The organism is Chitinophaga japonensis (assembly GCF_007830125.1).
In the GTDB taxonomy this organism is placed as follows: domain Bacteria; phylum Bacteroidota; class Bacteroidia; order Chitinophagales; family Chitinophagaceae; genus Chitinophaga; species Chitinophaga japonensis.
The window spans coordinates 841,318-862,825 of sequence record NZ_VLLG01000003.1 but is presented as its reverse complement, the minus strand read 5'-3'; the positions used below and the strand labels follow the sequence as shown (position 1 = coordinate 862,825).

14 protein-coding genes are annotated in these 21,508 nt (G+C 54.5%); 4 read left to right on the top strand and 10 right to left on the bottom strand.

Features of this window, described 5'->3' with window-relative positions; genetic code table 11:
* Positions 1–8: 8 nt before the first annotated feature.
* Entirely contained in the window at positions 9–503 is a 495-nt protein-coding gene (locus LX66_RS12530; RefSeq protein WP_145713825.1) for a YkgJ family cysteine cluster protein, read from the bottom strand.
* A gap of 247 nt (positions 504–750) precedes the next feature.
* Between LX66_RS12530 and gcvP the strand changes: the two genes are divergently transcribed.
* Both gcvP and LX66_RS12520 read left to right on the top strand, forming a co-directional pair.
* Positions 751–3,627: an aminomethyl-transferring glycine dehydrogenase gene (gcvP, locus tag LX66_RS12525; protein ID WP_145713821.1), complete on the top strand. Its 2,877-nt coding sequence runs from the start codon at positions 751–753 to the stop codon at positions 3,625–3,627.
* A gap of 140 nt (positions 3,628–3,767) precedes the next feature.
* Positions 3,768–4,283, top strand: coding sequence for a hypothetical protein (locus LX66_RS12520; protein ID WP_145713818.1), 516 nt, complete (start codon positions 3,768–3,770; stop codon positions 4,281–4,283).
* 48 nt (positions 4,284–4,331) lie between these two features.
* Here the strand turns inward: LX66_RS12520 and LX66_RS12515 are convergent, their stop codons facing one another.
* From LX66_RS12515 to LX66_RS12490, 6 genes are all read right to left on the bottom strand, one after another.
* Positions 4,332–7,640: a VCBS repeat-containing protein gene (locus LX66_RS12515; RefSeq protein WP_158642620.1), complete on the bottom strand. Its 3,309-nt coding sequence runs from the start codon at positions 7,638–7,640 to the stop codon at positions 4,332–4,334.
* Between the two features lie 35 nt (positions 7,641–7,675).
* Entirely contained in the window at positions 7,676–9,244 is a 1,569-nt protein-coding gene (locus tag LX66_RS12510) for a RagB/SusD family nutrient uptake outer membrane protein (RefSeq protein ID WP_145713812.1), read from the bottom strand.
* 34 nt (positions 9,245–9,278) lie between these two features.
* A complete protein-coding gene (locus LX66_RS12505) occupies positions 9,279–12,659 on the bottom strand; it encodes a TonB-dependent receptor (RefSeq protein ID WP_244620385.1) in 3,381 nt (1,126 codons plus the stop codon).
* A gap of 265 nt (positions 12,660–12,924) precedes the next feature.
* A complete protein-coding gene (locus tag LX66_RS12500; protein ID WP_145713806.1) occupies positions 12,925–14,034 on the bottom strand; it encodes a FecR family protein in 1,110 nt (369 codons plus the stop codon).
* An 80-nt stretch (positions 14,035–14,114) separates the two neighbouring features.
* Positions 14,115–14,690: an RNA polymerase sigma factor gene (locus tag LX66_RS12495; protein WP_145713803.1), complete on the bottom strand. Its 576-nt coding sequence runs from the start codon at positions 14,688–14,690 to the stop codon at positions 14,115–14,117.
* Positions 14,691–14,847: 157 nt separating this feature from the next.
* The gene (locus LX66_RS12490) at positions 14,848–15,198 is read right to left on the bottom strand and encodes an MmcQ/YjbR family DNA-binding protein (protein WP_145713801.1); all 351 of its coding nucleotides are present in this window, start codon (positions 15,196–15,198) and stop codon (positions 14,848–14,850) included.
* A 47-nt stretch (positions 15,199–15,245) separates the two neighbouring features.
* On the opposite strand from LX66_RS12490, the gene LX66_RS12485 reads away from it, so the two are divergent.
* Complete coding sequence (locus tag LX66_RS12485; RefSeq protein ID WP_145713798.1) at positions 15,246–17,144, top strand: CocE/NonD family hydrolase; 1,899 nt, start codon at positions 15,246–15,248, stop codon at positions 17,142–17,144.
* A gap of 171 nt (positions 17,145–17,315) precedes the next feature.
* Positions 17,316–18,014 carry an FKBP-type peptidyl-prolyl cis-trans isomerase gene (locus LX66_RS12480; protein ID WP_145713795.1) on the top strand — a complete coding sequence of 233 codons (699 nt, stop codon included), beginning with the start codon at positions 17,316–17,318 and terminating at the stop codon, positions 18,012–18,014.
* Positions 18,015–18,064: 50 nt separating this feature from the next.
* Here the strand turns inward: LX66_RS12480 and LX66_RS12475 are convergent, their stop codons facing one another.
* The 3 genes from LX66_RS12475 to aroB form a co-directional block, all read right to left on the bottom strand.
* Positions 18,065–19,063, bottom strand: a complete 999-nt coding sequence (locus tag LX66_RS12475) for a chorismate synthase (RefSeq protein WP_145713793.1) — start codon at positions 19,061–19,063, stop codon at positions 18,065–18,067.
* Positions 19,064–19,081: 18 nt separating this feature from the next.
* On the bottom strand, positions 19,082–20,359 hold the full coding sequence (gene aroA / locus LX66_RS12470) for a 3-phosphoshikimate 1-carboxyvinyltransferase (RefSeq protein ID WP_145713791.1): 1,278 nt from the start codon (positions 20,357–20,359) through the stop codon (positions 19,082–19,084).
* A 123-nt stretch (positions 20,360–20,482) separates the two neighbouring features.
* Positions 20,483–21,508, bottom strand: coding sequence for a 3-dehydroquinate synthase (aroB, locus tag LX66_RS12465; RefSeq protein WP_145713788.1), 1,026 nt, complete (start codon positions 21,506–21,508; stop codon positions 20,483–20,485).

The window sequence follows — 21,508 nt, the reverse complement described above, 5'->3', positions numbered from 1 at the left end:
TACAAAAGCTACCTGATCACTGCTTTCAGCTTTTCCAGCACAAAGTACACGGCGGGGCAGATGGTGCTGTTCAGGTAGGTGGTATTGGGCCTTTTAAAAAAATCGTAGCTGTCCGTATAAGGATAATTTTCGCAGTCTCCGGGACGCACCTCGTAAATGCTGCAATAGTTATCGCTACCCAGGAAAGGGCAGGGCGTTCTTTTTACCACGTAGTCCCCGTCTTCATCCAGGCGCAGGTAGGTTTCAATAAAAACAGACTCCTTTAATCCCAGGTGTTTGGAGATGCGTTTGATATCCGGGGTTTTAAACCGGGGGCTGATGGTTTTACAGCAGCCGGCGCATTGCAGGCAGTCAATATGGCTGAAAGCCTCTTCATGCAGGCCGGGCAGCAGTTTTTCCACGCCTTTCCCCTTTTTGGTCTGCAGTTTCTGCAGGAACTGTTTGTTGGCTTTCTGCTTTTCCTTCGCCTTCTGCTCCCAGTTTTGTAATAACGGATGGTCCATTGATGCAAAGGTACGCGGAAAGCGGAAAGCATAAAGCAAAAAGCCTGATTGCCACGGATAAATTCGCTACGGTCAGCTTTTAGCTTTATGCTTTCAGCTTTAAGCTCGCACCAACAATTTCATGACAATTCGTCTTTCCCGGCTGCCGGGTTTATCACCACAGTTTCCACAACCCCGGGGGCTTTTTGGCGATTGCTCAAAAACAATATAGCTTTGCACATTCTTTTCAATTTACCTGCTTTACATCATGAATCTTTTTGATATTCAACAAAATGAGTTTGTGCCTCGTCACATCGGGCCGAACGAATCTGAAACCAACCAGATGCTGGACGCCACCGGCATACCCTCCCTGGAAGCATTAGTGGACAAGACCGTGCCGGGCGCCATCCGTATGCAGCAGCCGCTGAACGTGCCGCCGGCCATGAGCGAAAGCGATTACCTGCGCCACCTGAAGGAGGTATCGTTGAAGAACAAGGTGTTCCGTAACTACATAGGGCAGGGTTATTATGACACTATTACTCCCAGCGTGATCCTGCGCAACATTTTTGAGAACCCGGGATGGTATACCCAGTACACGCCTTACCAGGCGGAAATATCCCAGGGCCGGCTGGAAAGCCTGCTGAACTTCCAGACCATGGTAACCGACCTTACCGCGCTGCCCATTGCCAATGCTTCCCTGCTGGACGAAGCCACTGCCGCGGCAGAAGCCATGACCATGTTCTTCAATGCGCTGAACCGCGATCACGAACACGTAACCCGTCCCAAATTCTTTATAGATAGCAACCTCTTCCCGCAAACGAAAGACGTGGTATTTACCCGCGCCATGCCCCTGCACATTGAGGTGGTGGTAGGCGACTATGCCATGGCGCAGCCGGACGCCTCCTGGTTTGGCGCCCTGCTGCAATATCCCAACGACCTGGGAGGTGTGGAAGACTACCGCGCCTTTATTGAAAAGGTGCATGCTGCCGGCGCGTATGTAGCCATGGCCACCGACCTGTTGGCCCTCACACTGCTGACGCCCCCCGGAGAGCTGGGCGCCGATGCCGCGCTGGGATCTGCCCAACGTTTTGGCGTGCCCCTGGGCTTTGGCGGTCCGCATGCCGCTTTCTTTGCCGTGAAAGATGATTTCAAACGGGCCATTCCCGGCCGCATCATCGGCGTAAGCGTGGATGCCCAGGGCAACCGCGCACTGCGCATGGCGCTGCAAACCCGCGAACAGCACATTAAACGCGAAAAAGCCACTTCCAATATCTGTACCGCGCAGGCGCTGCTGGCCAATATGGCCGCCATGTACGCCGTGTTCCACGGCCCCCGCGGATTGCGGAACATTGCCGCCCGGGTGTCCCTACTGACGGCGGCGCTGGCCGAAAAGCTGAAAGCCAAAGGCGTAACGCTGCATACCGCCCATTTCTTTGACACCATTGTGGTAAGCTCCGGCAATGTAGCAGACATCAAAGCCAGGGCAGAAGATGCCGGCATCAATTTCCGCTACTTCGGCGATCAGCGTATCGGTATCTCCCTGGACGAGACCACTACCATAACAGACGTGAATGACATCCTGCAACTATTTGATGCCGGCCGCCTCTCTGCTGAGCGCCTGCAGGCGGCGGCAGACCACGTCCCGGCTGCGTTGCAACGCAGCACGCCCTACCTGCTGCACCCGGTGTTTAACACCCACCACAGCGAAACGGAGATGATGCGCTACATCAAAATGCTGGAAAACAAGGACCTGTCGCTAAATACATCGATGATCTCCCTGGGCTCCTGCACCATGAAGCTGAACGCGGCTACGGAAATGATCCCTCTGAGCTGGAACCACTGGAGCAGGATCCACCCGTTTGCACCGGCCACTCAAACCGGCGGCTACCAGCAGATCACGGAAGAGCTGAGCCAATACCTTTGCGCCATCACCGCTTTTGATGCCTGCAGCCTGCAGCCTAACAGCGGCGCCCAGGGCGAATACGCCGGGCTGCTGGTGATACGCGCATATCATGAAAGCCGCGGCGAAGGACACCGCAACGTAATGCTGATCCCTATATCCGCCCACGGCACCAACCCGGCTTCCGCCGTGATGGCCGGCTTTAAGGTGGTAGTGGTAAAAGCCCTGGAAAACGGCTATATCGACGTTACCGACCTGAAGGCCAAAGCCCAGGCGCATGCCGCCAACCTGGCCGGTATTATGATCACCTACCCCTCCACCTACGGGGTGTATGAAGAAAGCGTAAAAGACATCTGCAATACCATACATGAGCATGGCGGCCAGGTATACATGGACGGCGCCAATATGAACGCCCAGGTAGGCTTAACGGCGCCCGGCCTGATAGGCGCCGACGTTTGCCACCTGAACCTGCATAAAACATTCGCCATCCCGCACGGCGGCGGCGGTCCCGGCATGGGGCCCATCTGCGTGGCGGGCCACCTGGCGCCTTTCCTGCCCGGGCATGTGCAGTTGAAGAACGGCAAGGGGCAGCCTGCCCATGCCGTATCCGCGGCACCTTACGGCTCCGCCAGCATCCTGCTGATCTCTTACGCCTACATCCGCCTGCTGGGACAGCAGGGGCTGAAACTGGCTTCCCAGTACGCCATCCTGAACGCCAACTATATGAAGGCCAGGCTGGAAAAAGCCTACGACATCCTGTATACCGGCAGCAATGGCACCTGCGCGCACGAATTCATCGTGGACCTACGGCCCTTTAAGGCCAGCGCCGGCATTGAAGCGGAGGACATTGCCAAGCGCCTGATGGACTACGGTTTCCATGCGCCAACCATGAGCTTCCCGGTGCCGGGCACTATTATGATAGAGCCCACCGAAAGCGAGGACCAGGCAGAGCTGGACCGCTTCTGCGATGCCCTGCTGGCTATCCGGGAAGAGATCCGCGCCGTAGCCGAAGGCCAGGCCGATAAACAAAATAACGTGCTTAAAAACGCGCCGCATACGCAGTTTGTGATAACGGCCGATGAATGGGCCTATCCCTACAGCCGCCAGCAGGCCGCCTACCCGCTGGAGTATGTGAAAGCCAACAAGTTCTGGCCCTCCGTAAGCCGGGTAAACAATACCGTAGGCGACCGTAACCTGATCTGTACCTGCGAGCCGGTAAGCGCCTACGCGGAAGCAGAAGCGTAATACATTCAGTATAAAGACAATAAACGAGGAAGTGTGGCACACCTTTGCGTGGCGCCACACTTTTTTTATTGTACATATATTAAAATTTCATTAATTACTCGTTTCTATATATATTAGCTATAGAAAAACCATACTATCTTATGCAGGATTTCTCTTTAATGACCACCGAAGAGCACTTTCTTTTACAGGATGCGCTTAAGAAAAATAAAAAGCAGGTCAGGAAGTTCGTTTTGATCGGCGTGGCCCTGATGATATTAGCTGCTGTAGTCCCTCAACTTTACCTCTACAAATACAGTACGCCTGAAGAAGCCAATCAATCCCTCCTTTCCATCACCAACGGCTGGTTCTGGGTGTGGATGCTCTCTTTTATCGTAGCGCTGGTATTTGCGCTGATCAAGGTAACGGAGGTGCGTTATTTTACCATCAAGAAAGACCTGATGGCCTTGCAGAAAGGCCAGATACAGGTACCGCTGGAGGCCATCTACCACGAGAACAACAATACGCAGACCAACTTTATGGTACTGCTGCCGAATACAAAAAGAAAGCGGCTGTTCTACTGGACCCGCGGCGCGCTGGATGGTTATAAGGTAGGTACTGAAGTGGAGATCAGCTACGCCAGGTATTCACGCGTGATCCTGGATATCAACAAGAAATAAAATACAAAGCCTCGTCCGGCAGCAGGTCCCGGCAATGCCGGGGCCCCGCTACCGGGCCGCCATGGCAGGCCGGCTGCTATTGATCTTAAATACCCTGAGAGAATCGTTATTTAGGGCTGCTACCACCATTCTTTCCCCGGTGGATACCTGGATAAGCGCCATGTCCTTTACATCTCCCGTGATCGCAAACCCGCTGGCTGCCGCCGGCACCGCGCGGAAACGCTGATCCTTCCCTCCCATCAGCAGGCAACCATACAGCGCATCATAACGGCCCGTCATTACATCCGCCTGGTATTCATTACCAGCCAGCAGCAGGTCCGTATAGCCGTCACGGTTCACATCTTCGCAAACAATCGCATTTACGGGGGCAAACTGTGCTTCCATAGGCAACGGATGCTTCCGGAACTGTCCTTTGCCCAGGTTTTCCAGGAAGCAGCTCCGGGTCTCGTCGCAGGTAAAGGCCTGCAAGCCTTCCTTTCTGCCTTTGAAAATATCTTCAAAAGTGGCCTTTGCATAGTCCCGGTGGTAGAGGAACTGTTTTTTTACAGCCGGTACCTGCTCTGCCAGCGGGCCACGGTTAATGGCCGGGTAGGAATGCCGCTGCCCGTCCCTTCCCCGGATGTAGTAAAAAGGAACAGGGTCTATACTGCCATTGCCATCCAGGTCGGCGGCAAACAGTTGCATGGGGTGTGCGGTATCTGCATGGTACACACAGTTCAGCCCATAGTTACCGGCTACCAGGTCCATATCGCCGTCATGGTCCATGTCAAAGGCGGCCAGGCTGCGCCACATGCCGTTCATATGCTGCAGGCCGGTGGCGCCGGTCACCTCCTGCAGGCGACCGTGGTTGTTCTTAAAAAAGCGCACCGGCATCCAGTCGCCGGCAATTACCAGGTCCGTTTGCCTGTCATTGTCCATATCCGTCCATACGGCGGCGGTCACCATGCCGGGCTTCACCAGGTCAGGGCAAACAGTAGCTGTTACATCCGTAAAAATGCCACCGTTATTCTGCAGGATGAAAGCCCGTGGCGACAGCGGGTAGCTGCCGGATACCCTGCCTCCTATGAACAGGTCCGGGTCGCCGTCCCCGTCATAATCACCGGCGCTTACACAGCCGGCAATGGTGCTTACCTGCGGGGGAATGGCAGCGGGCTGCAGGGAAAAGTTGCCTTTGCCGTCGTTCAGGTACAGGCGGGGGCGGTAATATTCCGACTCTTCGGGATAACGGGTATCCCCGCAAGTCACCAGCAGGTCCTGATCGCCATCACTGTCGGCGTCCAGCAAAATGCAGTCTGCATCCTCCTGGTACTTGGTGCTGTCCAGCAGGTTGCGGGCGCTGAAAGTGCCGTTGGGCTGCTGCAGGAATACTTTGCCGGAAAAGTTAAACGCGCCGCCGGCAAAGAAGTCCGTCAGCCCGTCGCCGTTCATATCGCCGGTGGTGATATAAGGCCCCTGCTGGGAGTACTTTTGCGGCAGCAGGCGTTGTTTGTTGAAATCATTGACCGGGTTATCCACGTGCCGGTATGCTACCTGTACATTATTGGTCACTTCTTCGAGCCAGGGAGCCGGCCGGTTCACAGGCGGCGGGCTATAAGGCGCCGCATCTTTATAATGCAGAGTAAGCACCGTATCCGAAGGCACGCGGTGCAGGACCTGGCGGCGGTTGCCCGGCCACAGCACTACCACGGAGTCTGCCCCGGACCGGCCGCCCAGGCCAAACAGCAGCCGCTGGTCCACGGAAGAGCAGTAGCCCCGCACGGGAGACTGTTCCTGCATATAGGCTTTTCCGTTATAATACACCCACACTTTGGCGCCGAAGCCGTGCCGGTTCAGACTGTCGCCTGCCAGGTCAATGCCCAGCCAGTGGTTACGGGCGTTGTTCACAAATACAAAAGCAGGTTTATTGATGTTGTTCACCACCAGGTCCGGGTCGCCGTCGTTATCCAGGTCGGCCCAGGCAGCGCCGTTGGACATGGAGGGTTCGTCAACGCCGGCTTTTCCGGATACATCCTTAAACGTATAGTCTTTATTGTTAAGGTAGAGGTAATTACGGAGGTTGATATGGTCCAGCGACAGCAGCTTTTCCCGGATGCGCCGGCGCTGCTCCTCTTTATCACGGGTATTGCCCATAATGTTGTTGCTGAAATCCAGGAAATCGGCGTTGATAAAATCCCTGCCGATGCCGTTGGTGATGTGCATGTCTTTCCAGCCGTCATTGTCAAAGTCCGTCATCAGCACACTCCAGCTCCAGTCCGTTTCCGAGATGCCGGCCAGTTGGCCTATTTCGCTGAAGTAAGGCACCTGGGCACCGGGATGGAGGCCATTGTTCAACTGCAGCATGTTGCGCATGAATTCCGGCTGGTATCCCATGGCCCGCTCCGCCTGGTAGCGGTCGTAGCTCATGAAGGAATAGGTAAGCTTCTTTCTTTCATTGTCCTCAGGTATCATATCCAGGGTGGCAATGTCCGGCCAGCCATCATTGTTAATGTCCGCCACATCGGCGCCCATGCTGGAATAGCTCTGGTGGCGCAGGGCAGCGGCCACCTGGTTGGTAAAGGTGCCGTCATGGTTGTTCAGCCACAGCACATCGTTGGAGAGAAAATCGTTGGCCACGTAAATATCCGGCCAGCCGTCGTTATTCAGATCGCTGATCACCAGGCCCAGCCCATAGCCGTCTTCCCTGATGCCGGCTTCCAGCGTAACATCCGTAAAAACAGGATGGCCGGCGCCCTTTCCCGGGCCGTCATTGCGGTACAGTTTGTCATTGGCCGGGGAGCGGCCGCTCAGGTCTTTAGGCAAAATTGTGTTGGCATTGGGACCGTTGAGCATGTAATTCATGAGGTACATGTCCAGGTCGCCGTCCTGGTCATAGTCAAAGAAAGCCGCCTGCGTAGAGTAGCTGGTATCTGCCAGCCCGTATGCCGTAGCGCACTCCTTGAATGTAAGATCATGCTGGTTGATGAACAGGAGGGTATGCGCGCGCTGCACCAGGTTGCGGCCAAAGGTGCAGACAAATATATCGTCATAGCCATCGTTGTTCACATCCGCAATGCTAACGCCGGTGGCCCACACCTGCTGTGTGCGCAGCCCGGCTTTTTCCGTTATGTCCTCAAAAACCAGGTTCCCTTTGTTCAGGTACAGGCGGCAGCTCACCTGGTTACCGGCAAAGAAGATATCCTTCAGTCCATCGTTATTGAAATCGCCAATGCCTACGCCACCGCCCATGTACCCGAACTCGTTGATAAAGGAGCCGGTACTGTCGGCCTCGCGTACATCATTGCTGAAGTGGATGCCGGATTGCGCTGCAGGCAGTGCTGTAAACAGGGTGTCCTGTTTTGCCTGCCTGCACGCAACCATGCATATGGCAATAGCTATGAAAAGGTGCCCTCTCATTAATAGCCGACGTTTTGCCGGGCAATACCGGCTGCACCCAGTTCCGGGTTATTATCTATTTCCGCCTGCGGAACGGGCAGCAGCTCATCGCGGTTAGCCCGGAAGTAAGGCAGGGGATCTGTTGTAAAGTAGCCCTGCTTCCTCCAGCGTAAAATGTCGCGGTTGCGTATTTCCTCACCACCCAGCTCTACGGTCTTTTCGTGCATAATGGCCCTGATCAGCTCTGCTTTATTGGAGCAGGGATATTGTGCCGTTGGATAAGGCGGCATTTGCACGCCGGGACGATTGCGTACCTGGTTAAGATAGCCTGTTACTACGGCAGGCGCACTGCCCAGCTCCGCTTCGCATTCCGCCATCATCAGCAGCACCTCGGCATAGCGGATAATGCGCTGGTTAATGCCGCCGGGACGGAAAGTATTGTTATCCTTATAGATCAGCATGAACTTCCGCCAACTGATCTTTTTGGTAACGCCGTTCACTACAGAAGAGTTGCCGTTCTGCGCAGCGGCTGTCAGGGTATCCATATTGTTATTATATGTATCGCCGGTCTGGTATACGGACATGGCAAAACGTGGGTCTGTTTTAGCAGCGCCGGTGGCGGTATTCTCAAATTCGTTCAGGTACCTGTTGGAAGGGATCAGGTTACGCCAGGCGATGGGTGAATATTCCTGGTTGCGCACCGTGCTTTGCGGCTGGGCATTGGGCTGGTCATCGCCGGTATAGCCCCAGTTAAAGTTATTGTCGCCCCGGTCAAAGAACACGGCTTCAAAAATAGATTCTGCATTGAATTCATGCTCTTCATCAAAATTATGGCTGTAGTTATCCATCAGCCGGTACTGGCCGGAGCTGATCACGGCCTCCAAAGCGGTTTTGGCGGCGGCATAATCGCCCATCTGCATGTAGGCCCGGCCCAGCATGGCCTGCGCGGCGCCTTTGGTGGCCCGGCCCAGGTCCGCCGTAGTGGCGGGCAATACGGCGGCGGCGGCGGTCAGGTCCTGGATGACCTGCAGGTATACACTATCCTCCGATTTGCGGGCCTGGAACTGGCTGGGCTCCGTTACCTGGGTGGTATACACCGGCACCGCACCCCACATGGATACCAGCTCAAAGTAGGCCCATCCGCGGAAGAACAGGGCCTCCCCTACGCAACGGTCGCGCAGCTCGTCATTGTCCGTTACATTCGGCCCGTTGTCTATCACGGTGTTGGCGCGGTGTATAACGGTATACAGGCCGTTCCATACATCGTCTACCAGCGCATTGTCCGTGGTAGTGGCGCCGTTCAGTATCTGCGCGCGGGGCACTTCCAACTGGCCGCCCCCGGAGGCTACATCATCGCCACGGAGATCATGCACAAAAAACCATTCCCTGCCTACCAGCGAGCCGGAGTGAAAAATGGAATAAATAGCATTGGTGCCGCTCAGCAGCTCGGCGCTGTTCTTGAAATAGGTTTCCAGCGTAGGGTGGCTGGGGTCCGTTTTATCCAGCTCCTTGTTACAGGCAATGATAAGGGAACCTGCCACCAGCACTGTACCTGCCAATATTTTATAGAGATTTGAATAGTTCTTCATGTCAAAAATGTTTATCATGCTCGGTTTCAGTTAATTAAAAGCCCACCTGCAGGCCCACCTGGAATGACCTGGCCGCCGGGTACTGCCCGTAATCTATGCCGTTGGTCAGCGTAGTATTCTTGGATCCTATTTCCGGGTCCCAGCCTTTATAGCCGGTAAATGTCAGCAGGTTCTGCGAGGACACATATACCCGGAAGTTGCTGATATGGCCCCTGGTAAGGGTCTGCAGCTTTGAGCCGGGAATGGTGTAGCCCAGTATCACATTCTTCAGGCGCAGGTAAGAGCCGTCCTCTACCCAGCGGGTGGAAGGGCGCACGTTCTGGTTGGGATCGCCGCTGATTGCGCGGGGAACGTCTGTATCGGTATTCTCCGGCGTCCAGGCATCCAGCACGGCTGTACCGGCATTGAACAGCCTGGCCATACCTTCTGAAATGATCCTGGCGGCATTGAAGATCTCGTTGCCCTGCACGCCCTGGAAGAAGAGGGACAGGTCAAAATTCTTGTAGTTGGCGCCCAGGTTCAGGGCATAGGAGAAATCCGGGATATAGCTGCCCAGGTAGGTACGGTCTGCATCGGTGATCCTGTTATCGCCGTTCAGGTCTTTGAATTTCAGGTCGCCGGCGGCTGTTCCCGGGTTCTGCACCGGGCTTCTCTGCACCTCATCATTACTCTGGAAAATACCTTCCACCACGTAGCCGTAGTAGGACTGGATGGGATGCCCGGCCTCTGTGCGGGTAATGGCGGTGCCGCCGCCAAAGTCCTGGTCGCCGCCTTCATTGATGGTAGCGTTGGGCGTGTTCAGCTTCAGCACCTTGTTGCGTATGAAGGAGATGTTGCCTGTAGCGTTCCAGGTAAAGGCGCCCTTGGTTTGGTTGTAGCCTGCCTGCAGCTCAAAACCCTTGTTCTGCATGGAAGCGGCATTAATATAAGAGCCTACGCTGTTAAAACCGAAAGAACCGGGTGTAGGCACATTCAGGATCAGGTTATCCGTTTTGCGCCGGAAATACTCTGCGGAAAGGGTAATGCGGTTGTCCAGCAGGCCCAGGTCCAGCCCTATGTTGATCTGCTTGGTCTTTTCCCATTCCAGGTTGGGGTTGCTGAGGGTATTGTAGTAAGAGGCGTTGCCGGTAGTATTTTCATTGTTGAAGGGATAGGTGGCGCCATTGGCCCGTACAATCACCTGCCAGGGATAGTATACTCCCCCGGTGGTTACCCCATAGAATGCGCTGGTGGCATCCAGTCCTGTTTCCCCGTAGCCGGCCCTTACCTTCAGTTCAGAAATGGCCGGAACGCCTTTCATAAAAGGCTCCTGGTCTATCCTCCAGCCCACGGATGCAGAGGGGAAGGAAGCATACTTTTTGCCGGGCGCCCAGATAGACAGGCCGTCGCGGCGGATGGCAGCGCTCAGCAGGTATTTTTCGGCGAACTCATAACTGATACGGCCGATGTAAGACACCAGGAAGTTCTCTGCCCTGATGGACCGGAAGCTGATGTTGCTGGCGCCGTCAAAGGTTTCAATATCGTTGGAAGCCTGGTTGCCGGTACCGTTCTCCTGGTAATACTTTTGTCCCTGGGTTTCAAAAACAGCGGTGGCATTCAGGTGATGTCGGCCGAATGTCTTATCAAAGGTAAGCTGCTGCGTATATAACTGGGTGACGGCGCTGCTGCGCATGTCTGTAATGGTGGCTACCGGCGCATTCCTGCCCTTGTCATCAAATATGGGTGAGAACTGGTGCTGGAAAAGGTTCACATAATCCACGCCAAAGGTGGAGCGGAATTTCAGCCAGTTGGTGAAATTCACTTCCAGGAAGGCGGTACCCAGCAGCTTGAAGGTTTTGTTATGCGCATTGCCCAGCAACGTGGCGTCTTCCACCGGGTTGGTGGGGTCCGCCCCGTCAAAGCTGTTCTCCGCGCCCCGGAAGCCGCCATTGGTGGTAGGATCATATACCGGCAGGTAAGGCATGCTCCTCACCACGTTCACCAGCCGGGTCCTGTTCCCGGAGGTGTTGTCATAACGCTGATCGGAGTACGAAAAGTACAGGTTCTCTCCAAAGGTGAATATTTTGCTGATGTTGTGGTCCGAGTTGATCCGGTAGTTGCCCCTTTCATAATTCACGCCCTGGGCAATGCCGTCCTGCTTGAAATAACCGGCAGATGAATAGAAGCGGGATTTCTCATTACCGCCGCTTACGGAAAGGTTGTGCTGGGTGATGATACCGCTTTTGAAATAAGCGTCCTGCCAGTCGGTATTGGTTTGGGCAAAGGTTTGGTTGGCCCCCTCATATATGGGCTGGTTGAAATTATCCGGTTCCAGGCGGGGCGGCAGCGCAATGCCGGCGGCCCCGTTCAGGGCCCTTTCATACTGCAGGTATTCCTGTGTGTTCAGGAGGTCTATTTTATTCCAGGCGGCTTGTGTGCCTACATAGGAGTCCAATGCTACTTTCAGCTTGTCATCCCTCCTTCCTTTTTTGGTGGTGATCATAATCACCCCGTTGGTGGCCCTGGAGCCATAGATAGCCGCTGCGCTGGCGTCTTTCAGCACCTCTACGGATTCTATGTCGCGGGTGTCGAAGTTGGAAAGGTTACCGGTAGGAAAACCGTCTATCACATACAGCGGGTCCGATGCAAAGCTGATGGAGCTGATACCCCGGATCCTAACCAGGGCGGAGGTACCGGGAGAGCCGTTATTGGTCACCGTAAGACCTGCCACCCGGCCCTGCAGGGCCTGTTCCACGCTGGCTACCGGCAGCTCTGAGATGGTTTTGGAACTAACAGAAGCAATGGCGCCGGTAAGGGTGCTTCTTTTCTGCGTGCCATAACCTACCACCACTACCTGTTCCAGCAGGGCCACATCGGGCTCCATCTGCACATTGATGGTAGTTTCGGCGCCCACCTGTACGGAGTACACCTTATACCCTATCATGGTGAATTCCAGTGTTTCGCCGGCCTCCACGCTGATGGAGTAGTTACCGTTGGCACCGGAGGTGGTGCCCCTGGAGGTGCCTTTTACCTGTATGGACACCCCGAACAGCGGGGTGCCGGTTTCATCCGTCACCTTCCCGGTCACCACCTTTGCCACATAACCATCCGGTATCAGCTTGTCCGGGCTGATGTTCAGGGGCAGCAGGTTGCCCTGCGCATCGGATTTCTGGGTGAGCACGATCTGGTTGCCGGATACATGGTAGCGGATCTCCAGCGGCAGCAGCAGGCGGTCCAGCACTTCGCCCAGGCGCTGGTCGTGCGCGCTGAGGGATACCTTTTTGCGCGCGGGTATTTTCTGTACGCTGTATACGAACTTTATTTCGGCCAGTTTACTGATCTCGCTCAGCACGGTCTTTACCGGCTGCTGGTCGGCCACCAGGTTTATCTTCCTGTCCAGCACCTCCTGGCCGCTGGTAGGTTTGGCGTAGATCATTCCTGTAAGACAGTTTACTAATAACAGTGGAAGCAGCCCTATCTTCATACACCGGTAGATTAACAAGTTAGTGGGTGTCCTTTTTTTCATAACTTTGGAATGTTTGTTTGAAGCAATCAGTTTTAGCAGACGGGTGCCCCGCAAGTGCAATGTTGCGGGGCCATTTTCAGAGCCGGTATTGTTCGCAGCAATACCGGTTCTTTTGTTTGTTTGTGTTTATGTGCTATACATACAAAAGTGTTTACGATAGTTAGTTTTTCATTATTCAGTTACAACCGCTGGCCTGGATCACCACCTGGCCTTCAATTACTTCATAGGTAGCGCCTACGGCACGGCATACCAGGTCCAGCTTACGGTAAAAAGGTTCTTTTCGCAGGTCGGCGGTAACGGTACAGTACTGTAACAGGTCTTCATCGTACACAATGCTGATATCATAGGCATTAGCAATGGCATCAAATACTTTTTTGAGGGGCGCTTCTTCATATACCATATTTCTGTCTACTTCCGCAGGTACGATCATCAGGGGATTTTCCAGCAGCACCTTCTGGAATTTCTGCGCCGTTTTCTCATACACCAGGCGCTGGTTCGGCGCCAGTATCACCTCGCCGGGATTACCGGGAGCATTGTTCTCTGCGCCGGCACGCCCGCTGGTATTGGTGTACACGCTTACCTTACCGGTTCTCACGGTTACCTGTATGGTGGTATCATTTTCAAAAGAGCGAATGCAAAAGCTGGTGCCTAACACCTTGGTAACAATATCGTTGGCAAACACCCGGAAAGGCCGGTTGGGCATCCTGGCCACGTCAAAAAAAGCCTGCCCGGAAAGGTACACATCCCGGGTGCGGGCGCTGTCAAAACCTGCGGCGTAAGCAATGCGGCTGTCCGGCGCCAGTTCTATGACGCTGCTATCCGGCAGGGTCAGCCGTATGGGGGAGCCGGAGGTGTTCACATTTTCCACCAGTTGCCGGTGAGCGGTCAGCGCTGCATAGGACACCTGCCGGATAGGCGCCTGCCGGGTAAGGGCAAAATACGCGATGCCCGCCAGGGCCAGCAATATGACCGCTGCCGCTGCATACCGCCGGGTGTGGCGGCTGCGGACCCGCCGCAGCGCAGGCGCCGGCTGCTGGTCCCGGATGGTTTGCAGCAGTCTGTCCACTTCATGCGCCACCACCTCTGCAGGAACGGGCTCCTGTGAGGTCGTAAGCGACTCCAGTATGCGCCGGGCCTCTGCAATGACGAGGTGCTTCCCCGGATGCCGGCGCAGCCAGTCGTTCCAGAACAGCTCATCCTCCTCCCGTTGCTCATGCACCCAGCGAATGAAGTCCTCGTCCAGCACAAAATCGGTAATATCAAACAACCGGTAATCCTTTATCATATCGCTATGTTACACTTATTAAGTTCCGGGAACCGGTAAATTCTACTGGAAAAAATGCAATTATTTTTTTGAAGGGGATGCTAACGGGTCACAAAATCAGTGTGCCACAGGCTTCTGAGCTTCTGGATGGTTTCATGGAGCAGGTTGTAAACGGACTGCCGGCTGATGCTCATCAGCTCTGCTATCTGCCCGTGGTCCAGGTGCTGATAGAATTTGAGGTAGATCACTTCCTGCTGCCGCCTGGAAAGCAGGGAAAGCGTGCGTTTCAGCCGGGCTGCTTTTTCTTCGGATATCTGCCTTTCAATAATGATCTTTTCAATGGAGAATTCATGGAAGAACTCGTAACCGGCATGCGGCGGCGCAATACCCGCCCTGCGGTCATTGTAATACAGCGCCTTAAGTACTTTATTCTTGACGGCGCGCAGCAGGTAGTAGCGAAGCGACAGGATGCCGCCGGCCGTTTCCCGCCTTTGCCACAGGCTGATAAATACTTCCTGGATGCCATCCTTGATCACGGATTCATCCTGTGAGAACCGGGCCGCATAATTGTAAAGATCCGCATAGTAATGCTTCATGAGCTTGGCCAGCGCCTCTTCACTGTGCTGTTGCAGTTGTTGCAGCCAGGATGCTTCCAGTTGTGAAAGACCCTCTTTCATTTCATTATCGATAATTATCTGTCAGACGGCCGGATGACACCTTTCATTAACTGTAACTTGTACACTTATTATGGGAAAGGCCGGTTCCACTGGTTGATGATTGTTCATAACGTTATTCCAAATTTAAGTATAATCAGCTAATTCGCCACCCGGTTTTTCAGGATTGCAGCGCCTCCCTTATTTTTTTGGGGAGGGAAGCGGCCACCAGGTCATAGGAATGCCGGATCCACTCATACAACAGCTTGTCCGGGATGCCCGCGTGTGTAGCTACTGTGTTCCAGTGCTTTTTGTTCATATGATAGCCGGGTGTTACGCCATCGTAGCGCTCCCGCAGCTCTATGGCCGTTTCAGGGTCGCATTTGAGATTGATGCTTTCAAAATTCTCCAGGTCAGTAAGGGCGAACATTTTACCCATTACCTTATATACAAGGGTATGCTCGCCAAAGGGAAATTCTTCCGTCACTCCTTTGAGGGAAAGGCAATATTCGCGGAATTGTTCTATATGCATACACCGAATTTAGTAAATTTATCAATTGATCTAAACCGCTTACGATTATGCAAAAATACCTGTGGCTGGCATGTGTCCTCCTGCTGGTATTGCCGGCAGCCACCAAAGCCGGTAATATTAATGAAGATTCTCTCTGGGTGCGTGCGCATTACACCAAAAAAGAAGTATACATTCCCATGCGGGATGGTGTACGGCTGTTTACCGCCATCTATGCTCCCAAAGACCATTCGGAAAAGCATCCTGTATTGATGATGCGCACACCGTATAGCTGTGCTCCCTACGGCGCCGATGCATTCGCGCAATTCTGGCGGACCTACGCCCTTCAGTACCTGAAAGAAGGCTATATTTTCGCGATACAGGACGTAAGAGGCAGGTGGATGAGCGAGGGCACCTTTGTGGATGTACGCCCGTTTAACCCCGGTAAAAAGGGTAAAAAAGATATTGATGAAGCCAGCGACACCTACGACACCGTGGACTGGCTGGTAAAAAACCTGGAAAGCAACAATGGCAAAGTAGGCCAACTGGGCATTTCCTACCCGGGATTCTACAGCACTATGGGCGCCCTGAGCGGGCATCCTGCACTGAAAGCGGTGAGCCCGCAGGCGCCGGTAACAGACTGGTTCATAGGCGATGATTTTCACCATAACGGCGCTTTTTTTGTGATGGACGCCTTCGCCTTCTACAGCTCCTTTGGCAAACCGCGGCCCAGGCCCACCAGCGTGGGACCTGCCGGCTTTGACTACTATACGCACGACAATTACAAGTTTTACCTGGAAACAGGCGCGCTAAAAAACTTTGCCCGCCTGATGGGCGACAGCATCGCCTTCTGGAAGGACCTGTATGCGCACCCCAACCTGGACGAGTGGTGGAAGGCCCGCAATGTGCGCACGCACCTGAAAAACGTGCAACCCGTTATGCTGGTAGTGGGCGGCGTATTTGACGCGGAAGACTGCTTTGGCGCCTGGTATACCTACCAGGCCATTGAAAAGCAAAGCCCGGGCACCAACAACCGCCTGGTAATGGGGCCCTGGTACCACGGACAGTGGGCCTCCGGCGATGGTACGCACCTGGGCAACGTGCGTTTTGGCAGCAATACTTCCGAATGGTATATTCAAAACATAGAAATTCCTTTCTTCAATTATTACCTGAAAGGGAAAGGTCCCGAGCCGGATATTGCGGAAGCCACCATCTTCTTTACCGGTGAGAACCAGTGGAAAAAGCTGCCGCAATGGCCGCCTGCCGATATGCAGCCGCAAACTGCTTACCTGCAGCCCGGCGGTAAGCTGGGCTTCCAAAAGCCATCCGGCAGCAACCGCTTCAGCGAATACATCAGCGACCCTGCCAAACCGGTGCCGTACACAGAAGACGTGCATTTTACCCGTACCATCAATTATATGACGGACGACCAGCGCTTTGCCGCCCGCCGCCCGGATGTGCTGGTATTTGAAACGGATCTCCTGGAGCAGGATATTACCCTGGCAGGCCCCGTCACCGCCAACCTGGTGGTGAGCACCAGCGGCACCGACGCTGATTTTATTGTGAAGGTGATAGATGTGTTTCCCGATGATTTCAGGTACGAAACGGATGCGCCTGCCGAGCACCGGCGCGTGCCCGCCAGTACCTACCCGATGGGGGGCTACCAGATGCTGGTACGCGGGGAGGTAATGCGGGGCAAGTTCCGCAACAGCTTTGAAAAACCGGAGCCTTTTGAGCCGGGCCAGCCCACCAAAGTGCAGTTTACCCTGCCGGATGTGGCGCATACCTTTAAAAAAGGGCATAAAATAATGGTACAGGTACAGAGTTCCTGGTTCCCGCTGGTAGACCGCAACCCGCAACAGTTCATGGACATCTACCACTGTGATGACAGCGATTTCCGGAAGGCCACCATCCGGGTGTACCATGACGCGGAGCATGCCTCCGGTATCGTTCTGCCGGTTGTAAAATAATTTTTAAGAAAAAGCGATTACCTTTATACAAATCCACATGACGTTATGAAAAAGCCAATACTGATCATCAGCCTTTCCTTTGTTTTCGTGGCCATTATGCTGCTGACCGCTATAGCGGCAACCGCATAATTTAGCTATCTTGCCGGCCAATATTTGACAACCGAGATACGTATGATCAGAAAATTCCTATTCCTGGGGGTGCTGGGCCTGGCAAGCCTCCACGGCTATACGCAACATAAGGGCAAGGCCAAAACGGCCCAGGGCCCTTTACTGAAAACAAAGCTGGACTCCGTCAGCTATGCCATCGGGCAGGATATCGGCAGCAGCCTGAAAGCGCAGGGGCTGGACCACCTGAACACGGCCCTGCTGATGAAAGCCATCCAGGACGCCACTAAGGACCAGCCATTATTATTAACAAAAGCACAATGTGATATGAGCATCAGCGAATACCTGCAGCAACTGAAAGCTGAAAAGGTAGCGAAGAACAAGATGGCCGGCGAGCAGTTCCTGGCGGCCAATAAAAGCAAACCGGGCGTGGTAACATTGCCCAGCGGCCTGCAGTACCAGGTAATGCAGGAAGGTACCGGTCCCAAACCGGCTGCTACCGACCGGGTAAAAACGCATTACCAGGGCATGCTGATAGATGGTACCATCTTTGACAGCTCCGTACAACGGGGCGAGCCGGTTACCTTCCAGGTGGGCGGCGTTATCAAGGGCTGGACAGAAGCGCTGCAACTGATGCCCACAGGCTCCAAATGGAAACTGTTCATCCCCGCAGACCTGGCCTATGGCGACCGCCAGGCGGGCCCCAAGATACCGCCGGGCAGCACACTGATATTTGAAGTGGAGTTGCTGGAGATCGTACCCTAGTAAAGTATAAAGGATTTTTGATAAAAGGGAAGCTGTTACAGCTTCCTTTTTTAGTTTCCGGCCACTCTTCCCACCCTTTGTTCCAGCAACACCAGGTCCGCCAGCACCATGGCGGTCACCGCTTCCAGTACCACCGGCACGCGGAGAGCGATGCAGAGATCATGGCGGCCCTTTACGCTGAAGGTTTCCACTTCGCCGCTTTTAATATTCAGAGTTTGCTGTTCCTTTGGAGTGCTGCTGGTAGGTTTTACGGCTACGCGGAACACCAGGGGATTACCGTTGGTAATGCCTCCTACTACGCCGCCAGCGTTATTCGTGGCTGTTTTTCCGGTATCATCCACAATGGAGTCGTTATGCTCCAGGCCTTTCATACGGGCGGCGGCAAAGCCGGCGCCAAACTCAATGCCTTTAATGGCAGGAATGGAAAAAGCCGCATGGGCAATGCAGGATTCCACGGAATCAAAGAACGGCTCACCCAGGCCAATAGGCAGTCCATCCACGGTGCATTCCACGATGCCGCCTACGGAGTCCTTTGCAGCGATGGCCGCTTCCAGGCCCTGCTCCGGGTCGGCAAAGCCGCCTACTTCCTTTAAATGGGCCTTTACGGTAATACCCGCACCCAATATCTTTTTGGCGATCACGCCGGCCGCTACCAGGTTGAGCGTAAGGCGGCCGCTGAAGTGCCCCCCGCCCCGGTAATCCTCGAAGCCGCCAAACTTTTTGGTGGCTACAAAATCCGCATGTCCCGGCCGGGGAAACTCCCGCAGCTTTTCATAATCGGCGCTGCGGGTATTGTTGTTCTCAAAAAGAATGGTAATGGGCGCACCGGTAGTACGGTCATTGAACACGCCGGATTTAATGAATGGCAGGTCTTCTTCCTTGCGGGGAGTGGTGCCCCGGGCGCCGCCCTTTCGCCGCTCCAGGTCCGGCAGGAAATCTTCCTGCTGCAGGGGGATGCCGGCCGGCACGCCGTCAATATTTACGCCTACGCTGGCGCCATGCGATTCTCCAAAAACGTTCACCCGGAATATTCTGCCAAAACCATTCATTGAGATCAGATTTACTTTTTAATTTTTAACTGCAGCTTCCTCCCTTGTCAGGGAAGCGCCTATCTTCTGCAAATGTTCAAAAAATTCAGGATAGGATTTGTTAATAGCCTCTGCATTATCAATCACTACGGGCTTATCTGCGGTAAGGGCCGCTACGCCGCAGGCCATGGCAATGCGGTGATCATTGTGGGAATGCACGCCGGCGCCTTTAATACCTGTACCGCCATGCACCAGCATTTCATCGCCCATCAGCTCAATGCGGATACCCATTTTCCCGAACTCCTCCTGCAGGGTTTTGCCACGATCGCTTTCCTTATGCGCCAGCCGGCTCACGCCTTTAATTTTCGTAGTACCGTTACAGTTAGCAGCCAGGGCTACCAGCGGGGGAAACAGGTCCGGGCAGTCTGTAGCATCAAAATCAAATGCCTGCAGCCCGCCTTTTTCCACGATCACGGTAAACACGCCGGGCATAATGTGCGCGCCGGCTTTTTCAAGCGCCTGGAGGATCGCTTTATCCGATTGGGCGGACTGGGTGTTGAGGTGGTGCACCTCCGCTTTACCCGCCACTGCAGCAGCTACCAGTAAAAAGGCCGCGCCGCTCCAGTCACCTTCCACCGTGTACTCGCCTGCGCGGTACGCCTGCTTTTTGCCGAAGCGGAACTGCTCAAAATTGCGCTGCTCCACCTTTACGCCAAATTGCTCCATCAACTGCAGGGTGAGCGCTATATAGGGCTTGCTCTTCAGGTCCTTTACGGTGATGGTGGCATTTTCCGCCACCGCTCCGTAGGCCATCAGCAGGCCGGTCAGGAACTGGGAGCTGAGGGAGCCGTCGATGGTAATGTCTTTCGGTTGCAGGGGGCCTTTGATGTGCAGGGGCAGCTTTCCCTGGTTGGTGCTGCACTGTACGCCGAGCTGCGGCAGCACCTGCTCAAAGAAATCCATGGGCCGCGTAGCCAGGCTGCCATGCCCGTTAATGGTAATGGCCAGGTCCGCCAGCGCGGCAATGGGGGTGAACATGCGGATGCCCAAACCGGATTCCCCGCAGTTAATAGTATCATAAAATGGCTTTACCCCGTTGCTGGTGATCTCTATATCCTCCCCTACCCGCCTGATCCTGGCGCCCAGGTTTTCCGCTACTTCCAGCGCGGCCAGGCAATCGTTGCTGAAGCCGGGATTGTGGATCAGCGTTCTCCCGTTGCTCAGCAATGCAGCGGCTACTGCGCGCTGCATGGCGCTTTTGGAAGGATTGGCGGTAACCGTGCCTCTTATTTCACCCGGTGATAGTATGACTTTCATGTGGTTCTTTCTTTCAGTGTTTTGATAGTTGAAGCAAGATGTACGAAGTATGAAAACTCCGGACAGGTCCTACTTCCTACTTCCTACTTCATATTTCTTACTTCTTACTTCGTACTTCCTGCTTCACATTTCCTCCAGCAGCTTTTTCAGTTCTGTCAGCGGCACCGGCTTGGTAATGGCCTTCCCGATGGTTTCGAGCAGTACGAAATGGATCACATCCTTTTCGCGTTTCTTGTCCAGCCGGAAAATGTCAAATACCTTTTCCTTGTTGGAGGTCAGCGTTACCGGCAACTGGTAATCGTTAATGAGCCGTATCAGCCGGTTGGTCTGCTCAGCCGGCAGCCCGGCCAGCTTCTCGGATATCTTGGCGGCAGCTACCATCCCGATGGCTACTGCCTGACCATGCGCGATACCTTCCAGCTTTTCCACCGCGTGCCCCAGCGTATGCCCGAAGTTGAGCCAGCGGCGGGAGCCGGTCTCAAATTCATCTTCCAGCACCACCTGCGTTTTCAATTCCACGGACCGTTCTACCAGGTAGCGCAGCACGTCCACGTTGCGCTCCATTGCTTTGTCGCGGTGCTGCTCCAGGTAGGTGAACAGGTCTGCATCCAGTATGCAGGCATACTTGATGATCTCTGCAAAACCGTTGTGCCACTCTTCATCCGGCATGGTGGCCGGCAGCGTGTAATCAAAGAGAATGAAGGAGGGCTGCCGGATGGTGCCCAGCATGTTCTTGTGCTGCCCGTGGCTGATGCCGTTCTTGCCGCCGATGGATGCATCCACCTGCGCCAGCAGCGTAGTGGGCACAAAACCGAAGGGAATGCCCCGCATGTAAATGGCGGCGGCAAAGCCGGCCATGTCCGTGAGCATACCGCCGCCAATGCCTACCAGGGTGGTCTTGCGGTCTGCTTCCAGCTCTATAAGGCCGTTCACGATCTGCTGCAGCACTTCCATGTTCTTGTTCTCCTCGCCGTCCGGTATCACCAGCTTTTTCCAGCCGGGTAGCCTGGCGCCATGATGTTGCTCCACGTTCTCATCCATCACCAGTATGGTCCGCTGTATGTCCACATATTCCCCCAGTCTGTCCAACTGCCCGTCCAGGTAGTAGGTGGTGGCGCTTTGCCCGAATTGATGTTTGAGTGTCCGCAT

Excerpts from the sequence above, each read along its gene's own strand:
- gcvP (WP_145713821.1), top strand. The coding sequence starts at position 751 with ATGAATCTTTTTGATATTCAACAAAATGAGTTTGTGCCTCGTCACATC.
- LX66_RS12480 (WP_145713795.1), top strand. The coding sequence starts at position 17,316 with ATGATCAGAAAATTCCTATTCCTGGGGGTGCTGGGCCTGGCAAGCCTC.
- LX66_RS12510 (WP_145713812.1), bottom strand. The coding sequence starts at position 9,244 with ATGAAGAACTATTCAAATCTCTATAAAATATTGGCAGGTACAGTGCTG.
- LX66_RS12495 (WP_145713803.1), bottom strand. The coding sequence starts at position 14,690 with ATGAAAGAGGGTCTTTCACAACTGGAAGCATCCTGGCTGCAACAACTG.
- LX66_RS12500 (WP_145713806.1), bottom strand. The coding sequence starts at position 14,034 with ATGATAAAGGATTACCGGTTGTTTGATATTACCGATTTTGTGCTGGAC.
- LX66_RS12515 (WP_158642620.1), bottom strand. The coding sequence starts at position 7,640 with ATGGTTGCGTGCAGGCAGGCAAAACAGGACACCCTGTTTACAGCACTG.
- aroB (WP_145713788.1), bottom strand. The coding sequence starts at position 21,508 with ATGCGGACACTCAAACATCAATTCGGGCAAAGCGCCACCACCTACTAC.
- LX66_RS12520 (WP_145713818.1), top strand. The coding sequence starts at position 3,768 with ATGCAGGATTTCTCTTTAATGACCACCGAAGAGCACTTTCTTTTACAG.
- LX66_RS12490 (WP_145713801.1), bottom strand. The coding sequence starts at position 15,198 with ATGCATATAGAACAATTCCGCGAATATTGCCTTTCCCTCAAAGGAGTG.
- aroA (WP_145713791.1), bottom strand. The coding sequence starts at position 20,359 with ATGAAAGTCATACTATCACCGGGTGAAATAAGAGGCACGGTTACCGCC.
- LX66_RS12485 (WP_145713798.1), top strand. The coding sequence starts at position 15,246 with ATGCAAAAATACCTGTGGCTGGCATGTGTCCTCCTGCTGGTATTGCCG.
- LX66_RS12530 (WP_145713825.1), bottom strand. The coding sequence starts at position 503 with ATGGACCATCCGTTATTACAAAACTGGGAGCAGAAGGCGAAGGAAAAG.
- LX66_RS12505 (WP_244620385.1), bottom strand. The coding sequence starts at position 12,659 with ATGATCTACGCCAAACCTACCAGCGGCCAGGAGGTGCTGGACAGGAAG.
- LX66_RS12475 (WP_145713793.1), bottom strand. The coding sequence starts at position 19,063 with ATGAATGGTTTTGGCAGAATATTCCGGGTGAACGTTTTTGGAGAATCG.